19 protein-coding genes and 2 pseudogenes are annotated in these 19,575 nt (G+C 65.4%); 3 read left to right on the forward strand and 18 right to left on the reverse strand.

Features of this window, described 5'->3' with window-relative positions:
• Complete coding sequence (locus AC1D0A_RS20400) at window positions 1-777, forward strand: SDR family NAD(P)-dependent oxidoreductase (RefSeq protein ID WP_476946669.1); 777 nt, start codon at window positions 1-3, stop codon at window positions 775-777.
• Between the two features lie 18 nt (window positions 778-795).
• Here AC1D0A_RS20400 and AC1D0A_RS20405 read toward each other — a convergent pair whose 3' ends face one another.
• From AC1D0A_RS20405 to AC1D0A_RS20435, 7 genes and pseudogenes are all read right to left on the reverse strand, one after another.
• Window positions 796-1,578 carry an SDR family NAD(P)-dependent oxidoreductase gene (locus AC1D0A_RS20405; protein ID WP_476946670.1) on the reverse strand — a complete coding sequence of 261 codons (783 nt, stop codon included), beginning with the start codon at window positions 1,576-1,578 and terminating at the stop codon, window positions 796-798.
• 72 nt (window positions 1,579-1,650) lie between these two features.
• A complete protein-coding gene (locus AC1D0A_RS20410; RefSeq protein ID WP_243180843.1) occupies window positions 1,651-2,613 on the reverse strand; it encodes a LysR family transcriptional regulator in 963 nt (320 codons plus the stop codon).
• A 75-nt stretch (window positions 2,614-2,688) separates the two neighbouring features.
• On the reverse strand, window positions 2,689-4,266 hold the full coding sequence (locus AC1D0A_RS20415; protein WP_476946671.1) for a GMC oxidoreductase: 1,578 nt from the start codon (window positions 4,264-4,266) through the stop codon (window positions 2,689-2,691).
• Between the two features lie 16 nt (window positions 4,267-4,282).
• Window positions 4,283-5,764 (reverse strand): MFS transporter, encoded by a 1,482-nt coding sequence (locus AC1D0A_RS20420; RefSeq protein WP_253906699.1) that lies wholly within the window; start codon window positions 5,762-5,764, stop codon window positions 4,283-4,285.
• A 222-nt stretch (window positions 5,765-5,986) separates the two neighbouring features.
• The gene (locus AC1D0A_RS20425) at window positions 5,987-6,784 is read right to left on the reverse strand and encodes a hypothetical protein (RefSeq protein ID WP_476946672.1); all 798 of its coding nucleotides are present in this window, start codon (window positions 6,782-6,784) and stop codon (window positions 5,987-5,989) included.
• Complete coding sequence (locus AC1D0A_RS20430; protein WP_476946704.1) at window positions 6,781-7,059, reverse strand: hypothetical protein; 279 nt, start codon at window positions 7,057-7,059, stop codon at window positions 6,781-6,783. The genes AC1D0A_RS20425 and AC1D0A_RS20430 overlap by 4 nt, the downstream gene beginning before the upstream one ends.
• A 454-nt stretch (window positions 7,060-7,513) precedes the next feature.
• Window positions 7,514-7,822 (reverse strand): annotated as a pseudogene (locus AC1D0A_RS20435) (Gfo/Idh/MocA family protein); the annotation flags it as partial.
• A 105-nt stretch (window positions 7,823-7,927) separates the two neighbouring features.
• On the opposite strand from AC1D0A_RS20435, the gene AC1D0A_RS20440 reads away from it, so the two are divergent.
• Window positions 7,928-9,190 carry an ROK family protein gene (locus tag AC1D0A_RS20440; protein WP_476946673.1) on the forward strand — a complete coding sequence of 421 codons (1,263 nt, stop codon included), beginning with the start codon at window positions 7,928-7,930 and terminating at the stop codon, window positions 9,188-9,190.
• 24 nt (window positions 9,191-9,214) lie between these two features.
• On the opposite strand, the gene AC1D0A_RS20445 is transcribed toward AC1D0A_RS20440, so the two are convergent.
• Entirely contained in the window at window positions 9,215-9,631 is a 417-nt protein-coding gene (locus AC1D0A_RS20445) for a C-glycoside deglycosidase beta subunit domain-containing protein (RefSeq protein ID WP_476946674.1), read from the reverse strand.
• Window positions 9,632-9,699: 68 nt separating this feature from the next.
• Between AC1D0A_RS20445 and AC1D0A_RS20450 the strand changes: the two genes are divergently transcribed.
• Window positions 9,700-10,743, forward strand: coding sequence for a restriction endonuclease subunit R (locus AC1D0A_RS20450; protein WP_476946675.1), 1,044 nt, complete (start codon window positions 9,700-9,702; stop codon window positions 10,741-10,743).
• A gap of 73 nt (window positions 10,744-10,816) precedes the next feature.
• On the opposite strand, the gene AC1D0A_RS20455 is transcribed toward AC1D0A_RS20450, so the two are convergent.
• The 10 genes and pseudogenes from AC1D0A_RS20455 to AC1D0A_RS20500 all read right to left on the reverse strand — a co-directional run bounded on the left by AC1D0A_RS20455 (window position 10,817) and on the right by AC1D0A_RS20500 (window position 19,575).
• Window positions 10,817-11,821 carry a sugar phosphate isomerase/epimerase family protein gene (locus AC1D0A_RS20455; protein WP_476946676.1) on the reverse strand — a complete coding sequence of 335 codons (1,005 nt, stop codon included), beginning with the start codon at window positions 11,819-11,821 and terminating at the stop codon, window positions 10,817-10,819.
• 13 nt (window positions 11,822-11,834) lie between these two features.
• Window positions 11,835-13,046: a Gfo/Idh/MocA family protein gene (locus tag AC1D0A_RS20460; protein ID WP_476946677.1), complete on the reverse strand. Its 1,212-nt coding sequence runs from the start codon at window positions 13,044-13,046 to the stop codon at window positions 11,835-11,837.
• Window positions 13,043-13,441: a C-glycoside deglycosidase beta subunit domain-containing protein gene (locus AC1D0A_RS20465; protein ID WP_028275814.1), complete on the reverse strand. Its 399-nt coding sequence runs from the start codon at window positions 13,439-13,441 to the stop codon at window positions 13,043-13,045. Before AC1D0A_RS20465 ends, AC1D0A_RS20460 begins: the two co-directional genes overlap by 4 nt.
• Window positions 13,442-13,449: 8 nt before the next feature.
• Window positions 13,450-14,514 (reverse strand): sugar phosphate isomerase/epimerase family protein, encoded by a 1,065-nt coding sequence (locus AC1D0A_RS20470; protein WP_243180790.1) that lies wholly within the window; start codon window positions 14,512-14,514, stop codon window positions 13,450-13,452.
• 20 nt (window positions 14,515-14,534) lie between these two features.
• Window positions 14,535-15,638: a sugar phosphate isomerase/epimerase family protein gene (locus AC1D0A_RS20475; protein WP_028275816.1), complete on the reverse strand. Its 1,104-nt coding sequence runs from the start codon at window positions 15,636-15,638 to the stop codon at window positions 14,535-14,537.
• Window positions 15,635-16,030, reverse strand: a complete 396-nt coding sequence (locus tag AC1D0A_RS20480) for a C-glycoside deglycosidase beta subunit domain-containing protein (RefSeq protein WP_028275817.1) — start codon at window positions 16,028-16,030, stop codon at window positions 15,635-15,637. Before AC1D0A_RS20480 ends, AC1D0A_RS20475 begins: the two co-directional genes overlap by 4 nt.
• 73 nt (window positions 16,031-16,103) lie before the next feature.
• Window positions 16,104-17,556, reverse strand: a pseudogene (locus AC1D0A_RS20485) (GMC oxidoreductase).
• Entirely contained in the window at window positions 17,553-18,329 is a 777-nt protein-coding gene (locus AC1D0A_RS20490) for a TIM barrel protein (RefSeq protein ID WP_476946678.1), read from the reverse strand. Before AC1D0A_RS20490 ends, AC1D0A_RS20485 begins: the two are co-directional and overlap by 4 nt.
• Before the next feature lie 31 nt (window positions 18,330-18,360).
• Window positions 18,361-18,732: a nuclear transport factor 2 family protein gene (locus AC1D0A_RS20495; protein WP_476946679.1), complete on the reverse strand. Its 372-nt coding sequence runs from the start codon at window positions 18,730-18,732 to the stop codon at window positions 18,361-18,363.
• 6 nt (window positions 18,733-18,738) lie between these two features.
• Entirely contained in the window at window positions 18,739-19,575 is an 837-nt protein-coding gene (locus AC1D0A_RS20500; protein ID WP_243180782.1) for a carbohydrate ABC transporter permease, read from the reverse strand.

Genomic DNA, 19,575 nt, shown 5'->3' on the forward strand with positions numbered 1-19,575 from the left:
GTGGTCTCCCTTCAGCTCGATGGCCGGACCGTGGTGGTCACCGGCGCTGGCCAGGGCCAGGGCGCTGCCGAGGCTCGCATGCTGGTGGAGGCCGGGGCCCGCGTCATTGCCACAGACCTCGCAGTGGACATGCCAGCCGCGCTGGCCGCCGTGTCATCGTCTTCGGCCGGTGCGCTGGTGTACCGCCAACTGGACGTCTGCGATGCCTCCGGCTGGTCCGATCTCGCGCACTGGATTCAGACCAAGGGGTGGCAGGTGGACGGGTTGGTCAATAATGCAGGCATCACCCAGCGGAGCCGGTTGCTGGATGCCTCCGTGGCTGACCTGCAGCGCGTCTATGAAGTCAATGTCGCCGGAAGCCTGCTGGGGATCCAGGCCCTCGCACCGCTGATGGGCAGTGCCGCATCCATCGTCAATGTCGGTTCCGTCGCAGGCCTCACCGCGCACTATCCCGTGGCCTACACCGCCAGCAAGTGGGCACTGCGGGGCCTTTCCCAGGTGGCCGCCATGGAACTCGGCCCCCGGGGGATAAGGGTTAATACTGTCCATCCGGGCTTCATCGAAACGCCCATGACGGCGAGCGCTAAGCCCGAATTCAGGCAGGCGACCATGGCCGAGACCCCGCTGGGGCGCACTGGAAGCGTGGAGGAAGTGGCCGGCGTCGTGCTGTTCCTCCTCAGCCCGCTCTCGTCCTTCGTGACCGGTGCCGAGATCCCGGTGGACGGCGGCCAGTCGGGCCACGGCGGAGCGAAGTCTGTCTCCGACGCCATGCGCTGACGTGGTGCACGATTTCAACTAGCCCGGCAGCACGGCCGACCAGCCGCCGTCGACCATCAGGTTGGCGCCCGTCACGTATGACGCTTCGTCGGAGGCCAGGAACAGCGCGCATTTGGCCACTTCTTCCGGCGTGCCGATCCGGCCCAGCGGGATGCTGCCGGCGATGAACCGCATGGGGTGGTCGGCGGCCAGGAGGTTGCCCTCGCTGGCTGCGGTGCGGATCATTCCGGGGCTGACAGTATTGACGCGGAGTCCATGCGGAGCTCCTTCGGCGGCGAGCTGCCTGGTCATGGCCACCACGGCCCCTTTCGTGGCGGTGTGGGCCAGCCGGCCGTTGGTCATGGAACCGGTCACTCCTGCCGTGGATCCCACCAGCACGATGGCGGCATCCTGCACCTGGATCAGTTGTGGCCAGAAGTATTTGACCGGCAGGAACACCACATCCATCTCGTGTTCGACATTCCACTTCCAGTCGGCAAACGTGAGCTGCTCCACCGGGGCGAAGCGGGTGACCGCCGCGTTGGCATAGAGGATATGGACCTGCCCGTGGTTTGCGGCTACGTCCTGCGCCCAGGCCGCCACAGCGGCCTCGTCCGTGAGGTCGACCCGGCTGCTGCTCATCCGGCCCCCGGCTGCGGTGACCTGCCGGACGGTGGCCGCGGCGCCGTCGTCGTCCATGTCACAGCCCACCACCACGGCGCCCGCCTCGGCGAAGGCGAGCGCCGCCGCCCTGCCTTGGCCGCTGGCCGTTCCGGTGATGACGGCGGTTTTGCCGGCCAGGCGCAGGCTGGAGACAGGCATGGGGGATCCCTTTCGAAGTGCGTTTCTTCGACTTTCGCAGGGATGGTCCGGATCGGGAACGGCGCTTTGGTTCTAGGTGGTATCTGCCGCGTGGATAGTTACCGGGTGGGCGGTGATGGGGAAGAGTTCGTGCAGCCGCGAACAGGCCCGCTGGACCACGGAACGCAGCCAGACGCTGGCGGGGTCCTCCGCCTGGGACGGGTGCCAGTACATCGCTTCCACGAGGGACGCTTCAGCGTCTTCGGAGAACGCCAGCACAACGATATCCGCGCCGCGCTGGGCCCGTGCTGCCAGCATCCCGGGGACGAGCGCCACGAGGTCGGTCCCTTCCACCAGGAGTGGCAGGGACAGGAACCCGGCCACCACAGCCGCCACGCGGCGCTGAATGCCTCGCGATTCGAACAGCTTGTCCGCCGGGGTGCTGATCCCCTCACCGAAATAGCCGACGGCGTGGGGAACGGTGGCCAGGTCCTCCACAGTGAGCCGGGGCTGCTGGAGCAGGGGATTTCCGGTGTCAGCCACAGCAACAAAGCTGTCCCGGAACAGCTGCTTGCTGGCTCCCTGCATCTGGTACCCCGTGGGCCCGACGAGCAGGTCGATTTTTGAGTAGTCGGCCATCTGGCCCTGGATCCCGGACTTGGCTGTGGGAACGAAATCCACCGACACTCCGGGGGCCTCCTCGCGCAGGATCCCCCGCAGCGGCCCCACGATCAGGGCCGCCGCGTAGTCCGAGGCGGCGATAATGAACTCCCGCTCGCTCGTGGCGGCGTCGAAGCCGGACCGGACGCGCGTGGCCCGCTGGATGTGAAGCATGGCTTCATCAACCAGCGGGACCAGGGACTGTGCGAACGGCGTGAGGTCATAGGTGCGGCCGTTCCGCACCAGGAGTTCGTCGTCGAAATGGCGCCGGAGCCTGGCCATTGCGGCGCTGGTGGCCGGCTGGCTGAGCTGGAGCCTCTCGGCTGCCCGGGAGATGTTCCGCAGTTCCAGCAGGACCTGCAGCTGGGGCAGCAGGTTGAGGTCCAGGTTCTTCATACCCACAGGTTATCCGTGCCTCGGCGTCAGCCCAGCCACAGCTGGCGGGCGTCTGCGCCCCTACGAACAGTTGACCTAGGCACTCTGCGAACTAAGCTCCTCAGCAACCTTCCGGGCGCCGCGGACAGCGATGGCCACGCTCATCAGCGTGGGATTCATGGCAGTTGCCGTCGGAATGAGCGCATTTCCTCCCACCACCAGGTTGTTGTAGCCCCACACCCGTGACCACGGATCCGCCACCGAGGTGCCGTCGTCGGTTTCACCCATGCGCATGGTGCCCTGGTAGTGCAGGCTCGAGCCGTTCGGCATGAGCCTGGGCTCGGCCACGAAGGCGCCAAGGGCCTTGCCGGCACGCCGCAGCCGCTCGGTTGCCTCGGCGATTTCCGCGTTTTCCCGTTCTGTGAGCGCGTACTCGATTCTCATGTTGGGGAATCCCCGGTAGTCCGGCTCATTGTCGTCGAACGTGACGGCATCCTCGTAGCGCGGGTGCTTGCGCATGCCGTAGCCCATGTTGACGTAGCCCCAGCGGTTCTCGGAGTAGGGGGTTCCCGGCTCCATCGGGAACGGCGTGGTCTCGGTGTACATGACCTGGACGGAGAAGGGGTGTTCCGGCTCCGAGAACGGGATGCGGTTGACAGCCGCGACGGGGTCTGCCGGGTTCAGTGCGCGCCGGGCCAGCTCGGCCTTAAGGTCCTCTTCGGTGGCGTACCGCCCCATCCTTTCGGCGTCCAGCGCCACCGTGGAGATGACCACGGGATGCTCGGTCAGGTAGTGGCCGAGGGCCTGCGGCCGCACACCGGATGCCCAGAGAAGCTGCGGGGAGCGGAAGGCATCGGCGGCCACCACCACGATGTCCGCTGCCACGAATGACTTCTCCCCGCTGCGGAGGTCCTCGACGGTGACACCGGTGACCCGGTGTCCGTCCAGTTCCACGCGGCGGACCAGGGTGAGGTCACGGAGTTCGAACTGCTTCGAGACCGGACTGTCCTTGTCGACCAGCGGGCCGAGGACGACGTCGGCCCCCGCCCAGCGCACGGAGCCGTCGGGCTGCGGGTCCCCGGCAACCGGAAGGGTGCCCACGCCGTACCCATCCGGCAGCTCCGCGCCGAACTCTTCATCGAGGAGGGTCCGAATGGCCTCACCAACGGCGGAGTCGGCAAACGCTGCGCTGTGGACGTGCAGCAGCTGCTTCGCGTCCTCAATCAGCCCGTCCCATTCGTCGTCCGCTATGAAGGGGATTTTTTCACTGAAGGCGGGCGACGGCGTCGCGCAGGTCCAGTGCGCACCCTGGCCGCCGACGTTGGTGGCCGCAGCCGCCGCGGGAAAACTCGAGGCTTGGGCGGAGCCCGCGCCGCCGAAGTCGAGAAGGTGGGTGCCCTGGCGGGCGGTGAACATTCCCTCGGTGACCGTGGCTGCCGGGATGCCGAGCGACTCCCGGTAGGCGCCGGCCTGCGGCCCCTGCGACATTTCGCGCGCACGAGCCTTTTCGCCAGGGTCGGCAATGTTGCGGACGCTCGCGCCGGGAACCTCCGTCACCTGCGGGCCGGCTTCGAACATCACCACCCGCGCGTTCGGGACCTGCTCGAGGAGCACCCGCGCATAGGTGGAGCCGATGGGCCCGCTGCCGACGATGGCGATGGTTGGGTTGGACATGATGTCTCCTTTGAAATCAGGCCGAAAGGGATTCGGAAGTTGTTTGGGGGGCGGGAACGGGTTCGTCGGAGAGGCGCCCGTGCGGAAGCAGGACCGCCGCGACTATTCCCACTGCGTACGTGGCCGCCAAGGCAATAAAGATGGGGGTGAAGACTGAGGCGTAGATCTGAGCCACGCTGGCCTGTACTGCCGGGGCGGCCCCTTTGACCAGTTGCGGGGTCAGGGTGGAAGCATCCAGGCCCGCCGGCAAAAGGGCCGCCACGCCGAAGCCGATCACCCCGCCGATAATCGCCGTCGCCACTGTTGACCCCACCTGCCGCACCAGGTTGATCGTCGCGGTGATGGTGCCGGTCTGGCTGGCCGGAGCAGCTCCCTGGACCACAGTGACGATCAGGCTCATGAACGCGCCGGTGCCCATCCCAACAACGGCCATAACGATCATGGGAACCCACAGCGGAAGCCCGGCGGGCAACACCGCCATCACAAACAGTCCGGCGGCCCCCAATGATGTTCCCAGGATGGGGAAGATCCGGTACCGCCCCGTCCTGCTGGCCAGCCATCCGGTCAGCAGGTTGCTGGTCAGCATGCCGAACACGGTTGCGATCGGCACGAGCCCGGACACGGTGGCGGTTGTCTGGTACGCCATTTGGACGTACGTCGGCAAATAGGCGGTGATGGAGAAGAGGCCGACGCCGATAATCGCCGAGAGTGCGGTGCCTGCCGCGATGGTCCGGTTGGCGAAGAAATGCAGGGGGACGATGGGTTCGGGTGCGCGGCGCTCAACAAAGTAGAAGGCAACAAAGCCCAGCATGCTGACCGCGAGCGCGGCAGCGGTGGCGGGGCCCGCGCTGCGTTCTGCGGCCCAGGTGGCGGCGAGGACAAGGGCCACCAGTGCCGCGGTAAATACAGCCGCCCCGGCAACATCGAAGTGGCGGGGCATGGGGCCGGGCTCCAGGTGGGGAACGGCAACCAGGGCAAGGGCCAGGGCTGCAGCGCCCACCGGGATGTTGATCCAGAAAACCCACTGCCAGCCCCAGTAATCGGTGATGGCGCCGCCGAGAACGGGGCCAACCAGGACCGCGATGGGGAAAGCTGCGCCAATGATGGCCATGTAGCGCGGACGTTCCCGCTGCGAGGTGACCCTGGCGATGATGGTTTGCGACATCAGCTGCAGGCCCGCGGAGCTCATCCCCTGCAGGACGCGCGCGGCGATAAGCCATGCCATGTCCTGCGAAAAGCCGCAGGCCAGGGAGGCCGCCAGGAACATTACCAGCGAACTGAGGAAGATCCGGCGGGCTCCCAGGACATCACCTAGTTTGCCGAGCACCGGCAGCAGCACAGTGCTCGCGAGGGTGTATCCCACAACAACCCAGCTCATGAGCTTCAGCGCGCCCAGCTCACCCGCAACCGTGGCCAGGGATGTGGACACCACGGTGTGGTCCAGGGCCCCGAGGAACGAAACCGTGAGCAGGGAGATAACAAGGAGACGGAGTCTCAAAGGTGAAAGTGGCATAGTGATCTACCCGAACGATCGGGCCGTCGACGCGACGTGTTGTGCCTCCGGCGCACCATCACGACGGAGAACGGGTTCGGAAGGAACCCCGGCGCCGTTACTCATGCTACCTCACTTTAGTTTGAAAGCAACAAAAGAATGCGTGAATTAGACGCCGGTGGTCGGCGCCGGTCTATGGTGGCGGGCAGCCCTTATGGCGGGCAGCCCTTATGTAGCAAGCACGGCGCGGGTGAGGGACATGTCCTCGAGCAGCTCATCCAGGTCCGTTCCGGGCTGACCCGAAGACTGCGCCTCGATGGCCCGGCGCAGCGCCAGGCGGGCTGATGATTCATAGCGCTCCGGTGCCCTTAGTGTCCCGTCCCCGGTGGACGTCTCCAGCCGCGTCAGCCCGGCCTGCTGGTCCACGGTGACTTCGGTTCGCACCTCGCCGAGGGCCAGCACCTGGAGCAGGCCGTCGGAGTGAAGGCCCGCTGCCGCCGTCGCCCCCAGGGTGACGGGTATTGCCCCGCCCGCGGATCCCCCTGAATCCAGCAGGGCAATCCTGGCGTGCGCCGTGGCACTGCACACCTGGAGCGTCAACGGGCCCCGGACCAGTGACCGGGCCCAGCCCAAGCCGTCGCGGATTACCGCTTCAAGACCGGCCGCGGGGGCAGCGCACTCGACGGTGACTATCCGGGCCGGCCTGCCTCGTCTGGCCCGGAGGGCATCGGCAACCACATCCGGGCGCAGCCGGGGACGCTCGACGATGACCGGGATGTCACCGGGCCGTGGGTAGGCTCCGGGTCCTTTCTGCGGGAGCGCAGCAGGGTCCGCAATCACCACGGCTGCCGCTCCCCTGGCCCGGGCGTCCAGCATGCCCTGCCACCAATCGCCGGATCCGGGCACCACAGCCACCGCCCCACTGACGTCTCTGGTGAGTGCAGCACTGACCGCAAGCTCGGCGACAGCCGCGAGATAGGAAGGCAACACGGTGAAGATGCCGATCCCTGGATTTGCTGAACTCATTGCGGCACCCCTTCCAGAACCTTCGCTGCGGCAGCATCGGCCAGGTCGATTGCAAAGTGCGAGTCAGCCAGCAGTTCGTCGTACTCGACTGGGACCCCGCCTTCAAGGAGTGAGGCAAGCAGGCGCCACTGCGCCATATAGCCGTCTTCCGGATCCCGCCTGTACTCCGTCCACTGCCCGTCCGTGCTTCGCACTCGGGTGGCCGCGCTTCCGGCATGGACAAAGGCGGGCGGGAAATTCACCTCGATGCGGTCGTGGGAGGTGGCGATATTCATCCTCCAGAGGGCATCCGGTCCTTCCGGAAGCATGGTAAGCGCCAACTGGACCAGGATTCCGCCGGCCCGATACCCCCACAAGGTAGCCGACTGGCGGGGCGACCCTGGCGTAGACAACCTCGTCGATGCCGGGCGCGATGTCCCTCACGGCCGGAAGATCATGGATCGCGAGCCCGGTCAGCAGCTGCCGCAGGACGCCGGCCGCAACCGCGGGACTGTCGAGGTCCAGGCGTTCCCGCCGGGCGGCCTGGAAAGGGCCGCCCTCGGCGACCAGCCGGTGGTACCTGTCATTCGGCGGAAGCGCCAGCGTCACGGAGATCGCCTGTACCCGGCCCGCGAGGGCCACAAGATGATGCCTGGCCCGCCCCCACGCGGCGTCAAACAGGTGGTTCGTCCCCACCAGAAGGACCGTTCCCGCGAGCCGGCAGGCAGAGATGACTTCGTCGGCTTCTTCCCTGCTGGTGGCCAATGGCTTCTCGCAAAAGATGGCAGGCTTCCCCGCGGCTACAGCCGCCAGGATTTGGCGGGCATGTTCAGCGGGCGGGCTGCAGATGGCCACCAGGTGGACAGCCGGGTCCGCAAGCAGGTCCGCCTCCCCCACTGACCACCGGGCACCAAGCCTTTCGGCCAGGCCCTGGGCGCGCCCACTTCCCGCATCGGCAATGTGCACCACTTTGAACAGGTCCGCCAGGCGCCCCAGCACCGGCAGATGCAGGGCCGCGACGCCCGGCCCGGCCCCCAGAACTCCTATATTCCAAGGCATCGTCGCCTCCCTCTTTTGTCCATATTATTCATAAGTACGGAAATATCCGGCTATAGTCGCGTTCAACCCCACCTTAGTTCCCTCTTATGTGTGAGAATTGTGATCATGACGACAGAGTCCACACTCCGCTTTGGAGCACAAACGGATGAAGTGACGAGCCTGCTGAGGATCGTCAACCTGGTGCGAACGGGCGAGGCAACAACGCGCCCTGAAATCGGCAAGGTCACCGGGCTGGGCAGGGGCGTTGTCAGCCAGCGTGTGGAGCAGGCCATTGAGATCGGCTTTCTCGGGGATGGAGAATTCGGCGCCTCCTCCGGTGGCCGCGCGCCCCGGACCCTTCGCTTCCGCGCGGAGCAGGGAAGGATTGTCATATGTGCCCTCGGAGCCGCTCATATAAGGGTTGGCGTCACTGCCCTTGATGGCGACATCCTGGCACACACGCACCGCACCTGGGATATCGCCCAGGGCCCCGAGAAGACCATTGACGCCGTGATGGCCCTCGTTGACGACGTGCTGAAAAAGGATCACCAAGTGCCCGTCTGGGGTGTGGTGGTGGGCCTCCCCGGCCCGGTTGACTTCGCCACGGGACAACCGGTGGCACCTCCGATCATGCCCGGGTGGAATGGATTCGATGTCCGTACGCCCTTCGAGGACCGCTTCAACGCACCGGTGTGGGTGGATAACGACGTCAACCTGCTGGCCCTTGGTGAGCGCGCCCGGCGTCGCGAATCCCTTGCGAACCTCATCTATTGCAAGATCGGTTCGGGAATCGGTGCCGGCCTGCTGTCCCAGGGCAGGATCCACCGCGGTGCCAACGGCGCGGCCGGCGACATCGGCCATGTCCGGGTTTCCGACTCCCATGCCCAATGCCGCTGCGGCAAGATCGGCTGTCTCGAAGCGGTGGCCAGCGGTTGGGCCCTGGTCAGGGACGCGGAAGAGGCTGTCAAGGGAGGCACGCGGAGCTCCCTGGCCCCGCTGGCAAAAAAGGGGACACTGACCCTCGAGGAGATCACCCTCGCGGCCCAGGCCGGGGACCCGCTGGCCATCACACTGATTCAAAAGTCGGCCCGGGTAGCGGGTGAGACCATTGCAGCCCTGGTGAACATGTTCAACCCCGGAATCATCGTCATCGGCGGGGCCATGGGATCGGCCGGCGAAGTATTCCTGGCCGAAGTGCGCCAGCGGGTCTACGAGCTGTCCCTGCCGCTCGCCACCCGCGACCTCACGATCACCTTGTCCGTCAACGATGAGCGCGAACCCCTGCGCGGAGGAGCTGAGCTGGCGCGCGAGCAGCTGTTCGATGTCACCTTCCCGCGCTGGTTTGCTGACGGCAGGCCCTCACCGGAACGGCACGCTGTCCCCGCATAGGGTCCACTGCCTGGGCATAGCCGCTCAGGCCACATCGCGGGAGACGCTGGGCATCGGTTCCCGGTCAAGCTCCAGCCGGGCCTCCAGATGGAACGGCAGGACCAGCGGAGAACCGGGACGCGCCTGAAGGTAGGGCACCAGCAGCTGGAAGTCGACGGCGATGGCGTGCACCCCGCGGGAAAGCTCGCGCCGGCCGGCCAGGACCACCCTGTCCTGCACGAACCACCACCCGGACTCCGCCTGCAATGCGTCCGCACGCACGCGCCGGGCCCCCAGCACCACCGTCAACTCCCCTGGTGCCACCGGGATGCCGTCGACCTCAACTGCGAGCTCAGCCACGCTGGAAAGGGGCATTGAGCGGATCCATGACAGGCCGAGCCGGAGTTCAAAGCCTTCCGGCGTGGCCGTCAGCGCATCTTCGCGCAAAGCGGTTTGCAACATGGCTTCCGTCCTTTATCCTAAAAGTGACATAAGTTTGTCATTAACAAGCATAAATGGGAAGGCATCACATGGCCCCCGCACTTCCTGACAACTGGACCCTCTGCGCCAGCTCGTTCAACTGGACTCCGGAGATCACGGCAGCCCGGCGGACAGCCGCGGACGTTGTGATTGGCATCGCGGATTCCGTGGCGAAGGCAATAGAACTTGAACCTGGGCTGCTGTGGCGGTCCTTCCCCGCTCCGCAGGACGCCGAGGTAGACGAACTGCGGGATTCGCTGGCGGCAAGAGGGGGCCGCGTCAGCATCGTTGGCGCCAGCCTCGACGACTTCACGTCCCCAACCGACCGCCGCTCGTTGCAGGAGCGCTTGGACTTCCTGGTCCCCCAGCTCAGCGCCGCCAGCCGAGTGGGTGCCCGCGGGATCCGGTTACCGATCGGACAGGCTGGCACGGAACTGCTCACGCTGCTGCAGCCGCTGCTGCATGAACTCGATCTGGTGCTGTACGAAGAAATCCAAGGGCAGCAGACTCCAAACAACCCTTCTGTGGCACCAGCACTGGATGCGATAGCCGGGCTGGCAGACGAGCACGTGCGGGTACTCGTCGACATCAGCATGCTCATGCCGGCCCTTCCCGTCACCTACCTTCATGAGTTGCGTCAGGGCGGCGTTCCTTCCGATCTTCTGGCGCGCCTGGAGAATGACTGGCGAGATCCCGCCACCCTCGATGCCGTCACCGCCCTGCTCCGCGCAGGGAAGGTTCCGCCGCGCATCCACACCCTCTTTATGAACCTGCTCATCCGCTTCGGCCGCAGTGACGCCGCAGATCTGCAGGGCATCCTCCCCCTGGTGGGCGCCTTCCATCTGAAGTTCTGGGATCTGGACGACGACGGCGGCCGGGTTTCCCAGCCGCTGCATGACCTTGGCAGCCTGCTGCGCGGGACCGGCTTCACGGGCACGCTGACCAGCGAATGGGGCGGCCACGAGTGGCTGCAGGACGACCCAACGGAGATGACGCGGAGTCACCTGGCCCTGGCGGGGGCAGCCCTCGCGGAGCCAGCAGTGGTGGAGTCGGCAGTGGTGGAGCCGGCACCAGCGGCCCGGGCGGCCCTCTGACCGCATACAAGAAGCCCATGGCATACAAACAAGTGAGGCCGGCCCCGCGGGTCTGGCCTCACTTGTTTGCGAATTACTTCGTGCTGAATGCGGCGTCGAAAGCTGCGGCGGAGGGTTCATAGCCGGAGAGCCGGCGCACGAAAGCCAGCGCCTCGGGGGCGCCATCCAGCCGGTCCATTCCGGCGTCCTCCCACTCCACGGACAGCGGCCCGCGGTAGTCGATGGCGTTCAGCATCCGGAACGCATCCTCCCACGGCACGTCGCCGTGGCCGGTGGAGATGAAGTCCCAGCCGCGGCGCGGATCAGCCCAGGGCAAATGGGAGGAGAGCCGGCCGTTGCGCCCGTTGGACAGGCGTTTCTTCGTGTCCTTGCAGTGCACATGGTAGATCCGGTCCTTGAAGTCCCACAGGAACCCCACAGGGTCGATGTCCTGCCACACCATGTGGCTCGGGTCCCAGTTCAGGCCAAAGGCCTCGCGGTGCCCGATCGCCTCGAGGGCGCGCTGCGTTGTCCAGTAGTCGTACGCGATCTCTGATGGGTGCACCTCATGGGCGAACCGGACGCCCACCTCGTCAAAGACATCGAGGATGGGGTTCCACCGGTCGGCAAAGTCCTGGTAGCCGGCGTCGACCATCTTTTCGGAGGCGGGCGGGAACATCGCCACGTACTTCCAGATGGACGATCCCGTAAAGCCCGTCACTGTTTTCACGCCCAGCTTGGCGGCGAGCCGTGCAGTGTTCTTCAGTTCCTCGGCGGCACGACGGCGGACCCCTTCAGGATCGCCGTCGCCCCATACGACGTCCGGCAGGATGCCGCGGTGCCGTTCGTCGATCGGGTCGTCGCAGACGGCCTGGCCCTTGAGGTGGTTGGAGATGGTCCACACTTTGAGGCCGTGGCGGTCAAGAATGTCCAGCTTGCCCTGCACATAGGCGTCGTCGTCCCAGCGCCAGGGGTCCAGGTGGTCACCCCAGCAGGCGATCTCCAGCCCGTCGTAGCCCCATTCGCCGGCGAGCCGGGCCACCTCCTCGAACGGCAGGTCGGCCCACTGGCCGGTGAACAAGGTAATTGGTCGTGCCACGTGCTTCCCCTCCTCAACTGGCCGGCACGGGAACGCCGGCAGCGACACGTGTCCAGGCGGAATCATTTTCGGAACTGCGCTCGACAGCGTCGAGCACCCGCTGCACCCTCAGCCCGTCGGCGAACGACGAATGCGGGGCGGAGCCGCCCACGATGCCCTCCACGAGGTCCTTGACCTGGTGGGAGAACCCGTGCTCGTAACCGAGCATGTGGCCTGCCGGCCACCACGCCGAAACGTAGGGATGCTCCGCTTCCGTGACCAGGACCTTCCGGAAGCCCTGGCGGTCCGCAGGTGCCGTGCGGTCGTAGAACTGGACGCTGTTGAGGTCCTCGAGGTCGAAGGCCAGGGCGCCCTTGTCCCCGGAAACCTCAATCTGGAGCGCGTTCTTCCGGCCGGTGGCAAACCGGGTGGCCTCGAACGACGCCAGCGCGCCGGATTCGAAGCGGCCCGTGAAGATGGCGATATCGTCCACCGTCACCTGGCCGGAGCCGACGCCGGCAGCGCCGGAAAGCCCGGTATCGGAAGGTCCGGAGCCTGAAGTGGAGCCCTTCAAAAGAGGCCGCTCCTTCACGATGGTGTCGATAACGCCGGACACCTTCTCCAGGTTCAGGCCGGTGACGAACTGGGCCAGGTCGATGGCGTGGGCGCCGATGTCCCCCAGGGCCCCCGAGCCGGCGTGTTCCTTCTGCAGGCGCCAGGCCAGCGGCATCTCCGGGTCCACCAGCCAGTCCTGCCGGTACGAGGCACGCACCTGGTTGATCGTGCCGACGGCGCCTTCGGCGATGAGGTTGCGGAGGAAGGTGACAGCCGGAACGCGGCGGTAGGTGAAACCGACCATTGCCTGGATGCCCCGGGCAGCCGCCCGTTCGGCGGCTTCGGCCATCGCTTCGGCTTCCGCCACCGTGTTGGCGAGTGGTTTTTCGCACAAAACGTGCTTCCCGGCCTCCAGCGCGGCGATCGCGATTTCGGCGTGGGAGTCGCCGGGGGTGACGATATCGACGACGTCGATATCGTCGCGGGCGATCACGTCCCGCCAGTCTGTTGCTGACTCGGCCCAGCCCCACTTGCTGGCAGCGGCGGCGACCGCTTCAGCGTTACGGCCGACAATAACCGCCATTTCCGGCTCGGCAGGCAGGTCGAATACCCGCGGCGCCGTCCGCCAGCCTTGGGAGTGGGCAGCACCCATGAAGCCATAACCGATCATGGCCACGCGCAGGGTTTTCATGCGAGCACCACCGTCCGGTCAACCGCGACGCGGTTGCCCACGTAACGCATCGGCGCAATCTGCATATACAGCAGGCGCAGGGTGAGGATGACCTCGACGTCGATCTCCTCGCCGGCGTCGGGGACGCGGTCCAGCGGGATGATCACGTCGGGCTTGTCTGCGACGAACCACAGGGTTTCCCATTGCTCCGGGAGTTCAGCTATGGAGTAGGACTTGTCCTGCAGTTCGAAGCGGAGAGACTCCTTGGGAATCTCCACGCCGTTGACGGTTGCGACGACGTCGTCAACGGCGGACAGCCAGAGGCTGCGGTACCAGGGCAGCTGCACCGATACGGCAATCCCCTCGGGGTGCCTGCGGACGTCCGTGTCTTGGAACAGGGAATTGTGAGTTGCCATGGCTTTCCTTACTTAACAGTCTCGACCAGGGTCGCGTGGGAGTCGGATGCATTTGGATCAACGGCCTCTTCGATGGCATGCCGCATCAGCGTGTGCTGCTTCTTGACGAGGTCGATCGGATCGGATTCGCCCAGGTCGGCGAACGCGTGGCCCTCCCACTCGCTGGACAGGTAGCCCTGGTAGCCGCCCTTGACGAACTGGCGCACAATGCGGGGAATGTCCATTGCGGGTTCATTGCCGTGTTCGTCGATGTCGTAGAACTTCGCGTGGACATGGAAGATCTGCGGCATGATATCCAGCCACTCCTCCGGCGGAACCAGTCCATGCATGTTGAATGCCAGCCGGGTGAACGGGCCCAGGCGGGCAGGATCAAAGTTGTTTGCACTGAGGTAGTCCTCGAACTCCTGGTTGCGCTCATGCATGGGCGACGGTTTGCGCCAGATCTCCTGCATGACGGCGAAGTGCTCCTCGGGCAGCCCCATTTGCGTCAACGTGCGGAAGAGGGTCGGGGAAAGGCTGTGCATCGTCGAGCTGAAGTCTGCGGTGAAACCGAGCCGGTCGCTTCCCAGTTCCTCGTACATTTCGCGGATCTGCAGGATCTTGGGATCGTTCGGGCCCTGCGGCGCGTGAATTTCGTAGCCGAGCTTCTGGTCGTACTTCTCGGCCAGGGGAAGCAGCCGGCGGAGCAATTCCTTGCCCGCTGAGCGGATCACCACGCGGTGAAAACCAAGCTTGTTAGCCGTGTGCAGCTGCGCGGCGAAGAAGTCGTACTCCTCATCGGGTGTCATGTCCCGGTCCTTGCGGCGGCCCATGTCCAGGTTGGTGCCCACTGCGCTGGGGGTCAGGCCGTAGCGGTCCATGCTGTCGCGCCACAGGCGGACGAAGTCGTCGTCGACGTCCGGGTAGGTGCGCAGCATCTGGGCGATGTTGAACTCAACCCCCGGGCCGAGGCCTTCATCTGCAACAGCTTTGATCAGCGTCTCAGGGGTGTAGAGCCCGGCGGCGAACTCGGAGGTGAGCGAATAGAGGGTGATGCCAAGCTCGATGCCCGAGCCTGCGATGCCTTCTGACATAATTTCTGGTTCCTTCGTTGTCAGCCGCGGACGGGCTGGGCGAGATGGCTGTTGAGGATGCGGCGGGCTTCTGAAGCGTCGGTGATCATGGCCGAACCGGCGTTGGCGGCCGCTGAGCGCTGGACGGCCTGCTCGCCGCGGATGATGTCGAACGGGTCCTGCCAGTTGTTCCAGTGCCAGCCTTCGTATTCGCTGGAGATTGCGCCGGAGTAGCCGTTCTCAACCAGTTGCCGGACTAGGCTCCGGACCGGCACCGAGGGCTCTTCGCCGGTCTCGTCGATGCCGAAGAACTTGCCGTGCACGTGGCGGACCCAAGGCATGATCTCGAGCCAGGTGTCCAGCGGGGCAGGACCGAAAAGCCCTGTTCCGTTGATGGCGAAGTCAATGCCAAGGTCGGGCCGGCCGTTGCGGGCGGCCAGGCCGATGAAGGCACCGAAGCGTTCACCGTGAACCTTTTGCGTGTTTGGCGGTCCGTCGACGTAGAAACCATTCCACAGGTCAACCACCTGTCCGAGAAGTTCCTCCGAAGCACCACGGCGGCGGTAGGCCTCCAGCAGGGAGGGCGCAAAGCCGGTAACGGTGGCACCCCAGTCCGCGGTGAAGCCGAGCAAGGGGGAATTGAGTTTCTCGTAGCGGTCGCGAAGGGCCAGGACACGTTCGTGGGCGCCGTGCTGGTCCGCGTGGACTTCGAGGGCCAGGGTGACGCCGTACTTCTCGGCCACGGGCAGCAGGCTTTCCATGGCGTCCGGAGTCAGCGATATCTGCACCCGGGCGATCGGGAAGCCGAGCCTGGCGGCTACTTCGATCTGCTTGCGCATGTATTCGACAAGCTCGTCATGGTTCATGAGCCGGTCGCGGCGGATACCGGTGTCAACGTTGACTGCGAGGGAGGTGGGGACCAGGTCAACCTCGGCCACAAGATCACGGAACTGGCCAACGAAGTTGTCATCGATCCGGTCCGGGAAGCCGCGCAGGCTGGAGAATCCGATGACTTCGAGCCCCGGGCCGAAGCCTTCGGCCGCCACTTTGCGGATCAGGCCATCGAGGTCGTACTGCCGGGCGTGGACGGCCCGGGTGAAGCTGTAAAGGGTGACGCCCTGGATCGGCGTGCCGAGGCTGGTCATCGCTGTGCCACCTTCATGGTCTTGGTGTCGTGCTCTTCGATGTGCAGCACGCCGTGGTCGGTGATGATGTAGGGGATGTAGAGCTTCAGGTCCACCCTGACCTCGTGCTCGGTCCGGCTGTCAGGGACGGGAAGGTCGCCCGAAAGGACTGCCGAGTCCAGCGGGAACCACCATTCGCCGGTCTCGTCCACGAGTTCCTCGAAGCTGAAAGTGCGGTTGTTCATGGTCCAGCGCAGTGAGCCCTCGGGGGCGCTGACGCCGTCCACTGTCAATGCAGCTCCAGCGATGCAGGAACCCGGCAGGGCCCGGTACCAGGGGATGCGGACTTCGACGGCGGTACGGCCGTCCTGGGTGATCAGTGTTCCCTGCTCGATTATGCGGTCGGCGATCATCGAGACCTCCTTGTCTGCGGCATGCCTTGCCTGTGATTGAACGAAATAGCAGCGACATCGCACCACTTATTCATTATTTAGTCAGTCTATTGTCTGATTCAGACATAAGTAAATAGCTGTTGAGTTCTTCTTTGAGTTTCCGGGCCCCGCGCACTGCGAGCGCCACAGCGGTCAGCGTGGGATTGCATGCCGTGGCGGTGGGAATGACGCCGTTGCCAGCCACGAAGAGGCCGGGGACCTGCCACACCTGGCTGTCGGGCGAACACACGCTCTGGCCGTCGTCCCTTGCACCCATCCTGGTTGTGCCCTGGTAGTGAAGCGATGCGCCGGGCGGCATGACGAACGGACGCTCGTCGAGCGGCTCACCCACCGCCTTGCCCAGGCGGACAATTTCCTGCTTGGCGCGGTCCAGCACCTCGTGATCCCGCCGCGTGAGGCGGTAGTGGATGCGCATGGCGGGCATCCCGTACGAGTCGCGGACACCGTCGTCGAACGCCACCCGGTCCTCGCGCTGCAGATCCTTGGCGCAGAACAGCCCAAGCCCCACGATAGAGCCCGGGACAACGGGGTCATCGTCGGCCAAGGGAACCGGTGACGCATCCAGTTGCATGATCTGGCCGTGGAAGGGCGCCCCGTCCGTGTAGGGAACCCAGGCAACTCCGCTCTGCTCACTGAGCGCGCCATTGGCGGCTGCCCGGCCCTGCGGAGCGGTGACATCGCGCAGCCGGCTCGCGAACACTACCTGCGCCTGGTCGTTGAGGTAGCGGCCCAGGGCGTCGGGCCGGATCCCGGAAGCCCACAGCAGCTGCGGCGTGCGCAGGGCATCCGCACCCACCACAACGTAGCGGGCCGCCACCTGATGGGTTTCGCCGCTGCGGCGGTCCTGGACTTCGATGCCGGCAGCAGCGCCATCCTCCAGGAGAACACGCGTTACCAGCGACTCATCATAGAGTTCGAACTGCGGATTTTCCCGGGTCACATCCCCCATCACGACGTCGGAACCTGACCAGACCAGGCCGCCGTCCTCCCGCCGGTGCACAGCAAGAGGCATGGGCTGGACGCGATAGGCGGTGTCACGGCCCGCGTCCACGGCGGCGGCGAGTCGTTCCCGGACGAGGTCAGAGAACGGAGCCCCGTCGAAGGCGCGGGTGGTCACCCCCAGCAGTCGGTCGGCGTCGTCAAGAAGCTCTTCAAGGTCCGGCAGGAACGGAATGCGCTCTTTGCCGCCCGGGCGGGGGCAGGCAGCGGTCCAGTGGGCGGCCATGCCGCCCACGTTGCTGGACAATGCGGCGGTCGGCACCTGCGCCGGGGCCTTCCGATGCCCGCTGCGCGAGGCTGCGGCGTTCAGGATCCTCAATGTTCTTGACGTGCGCCCCGGGTGGATTGCTGACCGTGGGGCCCACCTCGAACATGGCGATGGTGGCACCAGGGGCTTCCTCGCTGAGGATGCGTGCGTATGCCGATGCCGTGGGGCCGCTGCCGACGATGGCGACGTCGACCGCAACGGGATACCGGTTACCGCTCACCGTCCCGCCACCAGTTCCTGGATGCGCCGGACGGACTTCGCCGAGTCGATCGTCGGGTAGTACTCCAGCCCGATGGGGCCGGCGTAGCCGCTGTTCCCCAGGTCCGTGAGCCGGGCGTGCCAGTCGATGGAACCGGAACCGGGTTCGCCGCGCCCCGGCGCATCTGCGATCTGAACATACTTGATGAGGTCGCCGGCGTTGGCGAGCTCGGCGGCCACGTCCTCGCCCTCGACCGTGGAGTGGTAGAGGTCGTAGAGAACGCCGAAGTATGGCGAGTTGACGCCCTTGGCGACATAGACGGCTTCCGAGGTCCGGTCCAGGAGGGCTCCCGGGTGGTCAACCCTGACGTTGACCGGTTCGAGAACCAGGGTGATGCCGGAACCCTCGATGTGCGCGACGCCTCGGGTGAAGATCTCAATCAGTTCGTCCAGCTGGTCCTGCCGCTTGCGGCCGCCGAATCCGGTACCGCTGCCCACTACCATCCGGGGGCAGCCGAGCTGCTGTGCCACTTCGACGCCGGCGTCCAGCCCGGTGTAGAAAGCATCGTGGTTGCGGGGCGGGATCATGAACTGCATACGCGGTTCCGCCAGTTGGGAGGTGAGCTGGACTTCGGTTTCCTCGAGTGCGTGCTTCAGGGCCGGAATGTCTTTGCCCGTTGGGCCCCACATTTCGACGGCGTCGAAGCCGGCTGCTGCCGCCGCGCGAACCCGGTCAGCAGCACTTTCGCCTGCTTCGGCGAACAAAAGGTCGATATTGGGCGAAAGTTGAAACATGGATATCTCCTAGAGAATTGGGATGGGTGGTCTAAAACATGGGGTGGTCGTGGACCGGGTCCTCGGGAACCGGCTGAAGTACGTCCCAGTGCTCAACAATCCGGCCGTTTTCGAAGCGGTAAATGTCTGCGACGGCGGCGTCGGGACTGCCGGGACCTGAAGCGCGTACATGCACCAACGCCAGGTCACCGTCCACCAGGATGCGCTGAACCTCGAACCGGGAGTCTGGCGATCCGTCAAACTTCGGCGTCAGCATTCTTACTGCCGCCTCAGGCCCGTCAGGAATGGCCGGGTTGTGCTGCCGGTAGTCGTCGGCCACAAGGAAGTCGAAGGCTTCACGCACCCGTTTTTGGGTGTAGAAGATGTCCACGAAGCGCTCGAACGCTGCGCGGTTGTCAACCATCGCGGGTCAGCCCTTCAGGCCGCCGGAGAAGCCCTGGATGAACCGTTTCTGCGCGAACAGGAACAGCGCCAGGATGGGAATCATGGAGACAATCACTATCGCGAAGATCGAGTTCCACTGGGAGACCAGGGAGCCGATGTAGTAGTACATGGCCACCGGCAGCGTCTGGTTGGCGGAGCCGCCCAGGAAGATCAACGACGTGAAGAAGTCGTTCCACACGATGAGCCCGGCGAAGATGGTGACCGTTCCCGTGGCTGGGGCCATCATCGGGAACACCACCTTGGAGAAAATCTGGGATTTGCTGGCGCCGTCGATGGTGGCCGCTTCTTCGTAGTCCGTGCCGAGGCCGCGGAAGAAGTTTGCGTAGAGGAAGATCGACAACGGCAGGAGCATGCCCGTGTAGAGGATGATCAGGCCCCAAGCGGATCCGGTGAGTCCAAGGGCCCGTGCACCCATGTAGAGAGGGACGGCGCCGAGCTGGCCGGGGAGGATGATGGCGATCAGGAAGAGGTAATACGCGCCCTTGCTCCAGCGTCGGGTGCTGCGGGTGATGACATATCCGGTGATGGAGCCGAGTGCGATCAGCCCCACGATGCTGCCTGCGGTGATGATGGCGCTGTTGACCAGGCCCATCACCACGTTTGAGTTGCCGGTGGCAGTGAGGACGTCGATAAAGTTGCTGAAGTCGGGGTTTGTTGGCGGAGCCAGGGCCGAGGTGGTGAACAACTCGCTGTCCGGCTTCAGGGCAGTTGTCACCAGGAAGTAGAACGGCGCGAGGAACACCAGGGCGAGCGCCCATAGGCCGACTTCGCGGAGCAGGGTGAGTTTGGTGTAGCGGAACAT

It is taken from the genome of Arthrobacter sp. P1_D4, from assembly GCF_056406115.1.

Bases quoted from the DNA above. Each gene is read 5' to 3' on its own strand.
- AC1D0A_RS20405 (WP_476946670.1), bottom strand. From the start codon at position 1,578: ATGCCTGTCTCCAGCCTGCGCCTGGCCGGCAAAACCGCCGTCATCACC.
- AC1D0A_RS20415 (WP_476946671.1), bottom strand. From the start codon at position 4,266: ATGTCCAACCCAACCATCGCCATCGTCGGCAGCGGGCCCATCGGCTCC.
- AC1D0A_RS20430 (WP_476946704.1), bottom strand. From the start codon at position 7,059: ATGAATATCGCCACCTCCCACGACCGCATCGAGGTGAATTTCCCGCCC.
- AC1D0A_RS20440 (WP_476946673.1), top strand. From the start codon at position 7,928: ATGACGACAGAGTCCACACTCCGCTTTGGAGCACAAACGGATGAAGTG.
- AC1D0A_RS20450 (WP_476946675.1), top strand. From the start codon at position 9,700: ATGGCCCCCGCACTTCCTGACAACTGGACCCTCTGCGCCAGCTCGTTC.
- AC1D0A_RS20490 (WP_476946678.1), bottom strand. From the start codon at position 18,329: ATGTTTCAACTTTCGCCCAATATCGACCTTTTGTTCGCCGAAGCAGGC.
- AC1D0A_RS20445 (WP_476946674.1), bottom strand. From the start codon at position 9,631: ATGTTGCAAACCGCTTTGCGCGAAGATGCGCTGACGGCCACGCCGGAA.
- AC1D0A_RS20500 (WP_243180782.1), bottom strand. From the start codon at position 19,575: ATGTTCCGCTACACCAAACTCACCCTGCTCCGCGAAGTCGGCCTATGG.
- AC1D0A_RS20465 (WP_028275814.1), bottom strand. From the start codon at position 13,441: ATGGCAACTCACAATTCCCTGTTCCAAGACACGGACGTCCGCAGGCAC.
- AC1D0A_RS20470 (WP_243180790.1), bottom strand. From the start codon at position 14,514: ATGTCAGAAGGCATCGCAGGCTCGGGCATCGAGCTTGGCATCACCCTC.
- AC1D0A_RS20480 (WP_028275817.1), bottom strand. From the start codon at position 16,030: ATGATCGCCGACCGCATAATCGAGCAGGGAACACTGATCACCCAGGAC.
- AC1D0A_RS20410 (WP_243180843.1), bottom strand. From the start codon at position 2,613: ATGAAGAACCTGGACCTCAACCTGCTGCCCCAGCTGCAGGTCCTGCTG.
- AC1D0A_RS20460 (WP_476946677.1), bottom strand. From the start codon at position 13,046: ATGAAAACCCTGCGCGTGGCCATGATCGGTTATGGCTTCATGGGTGCT.
- AC1D0A_RS20495 (WP_476946679.1), bottom strand. From the start codon at position 18,732: ATGGTTGACAACCGCGCAGCGTTCGAGCGCTTCGTGGACATCTTCTAC.
- AC1D0A_RS20425 (WP_476946672.1), bottom strand. From the start codon at position 6,784: ATGAGTTCAGCAAATCCAGGGATCGGCATCTTCACCGTGTTGCCTTCC.
- AC1D0A_RS20475 (WP_028275816.1), bottom strand. From the start codon at position 15,638: ATGACCAGCCTCGGCACGCCGATCCAGGGCGTCACCCTTTACAGCTTC.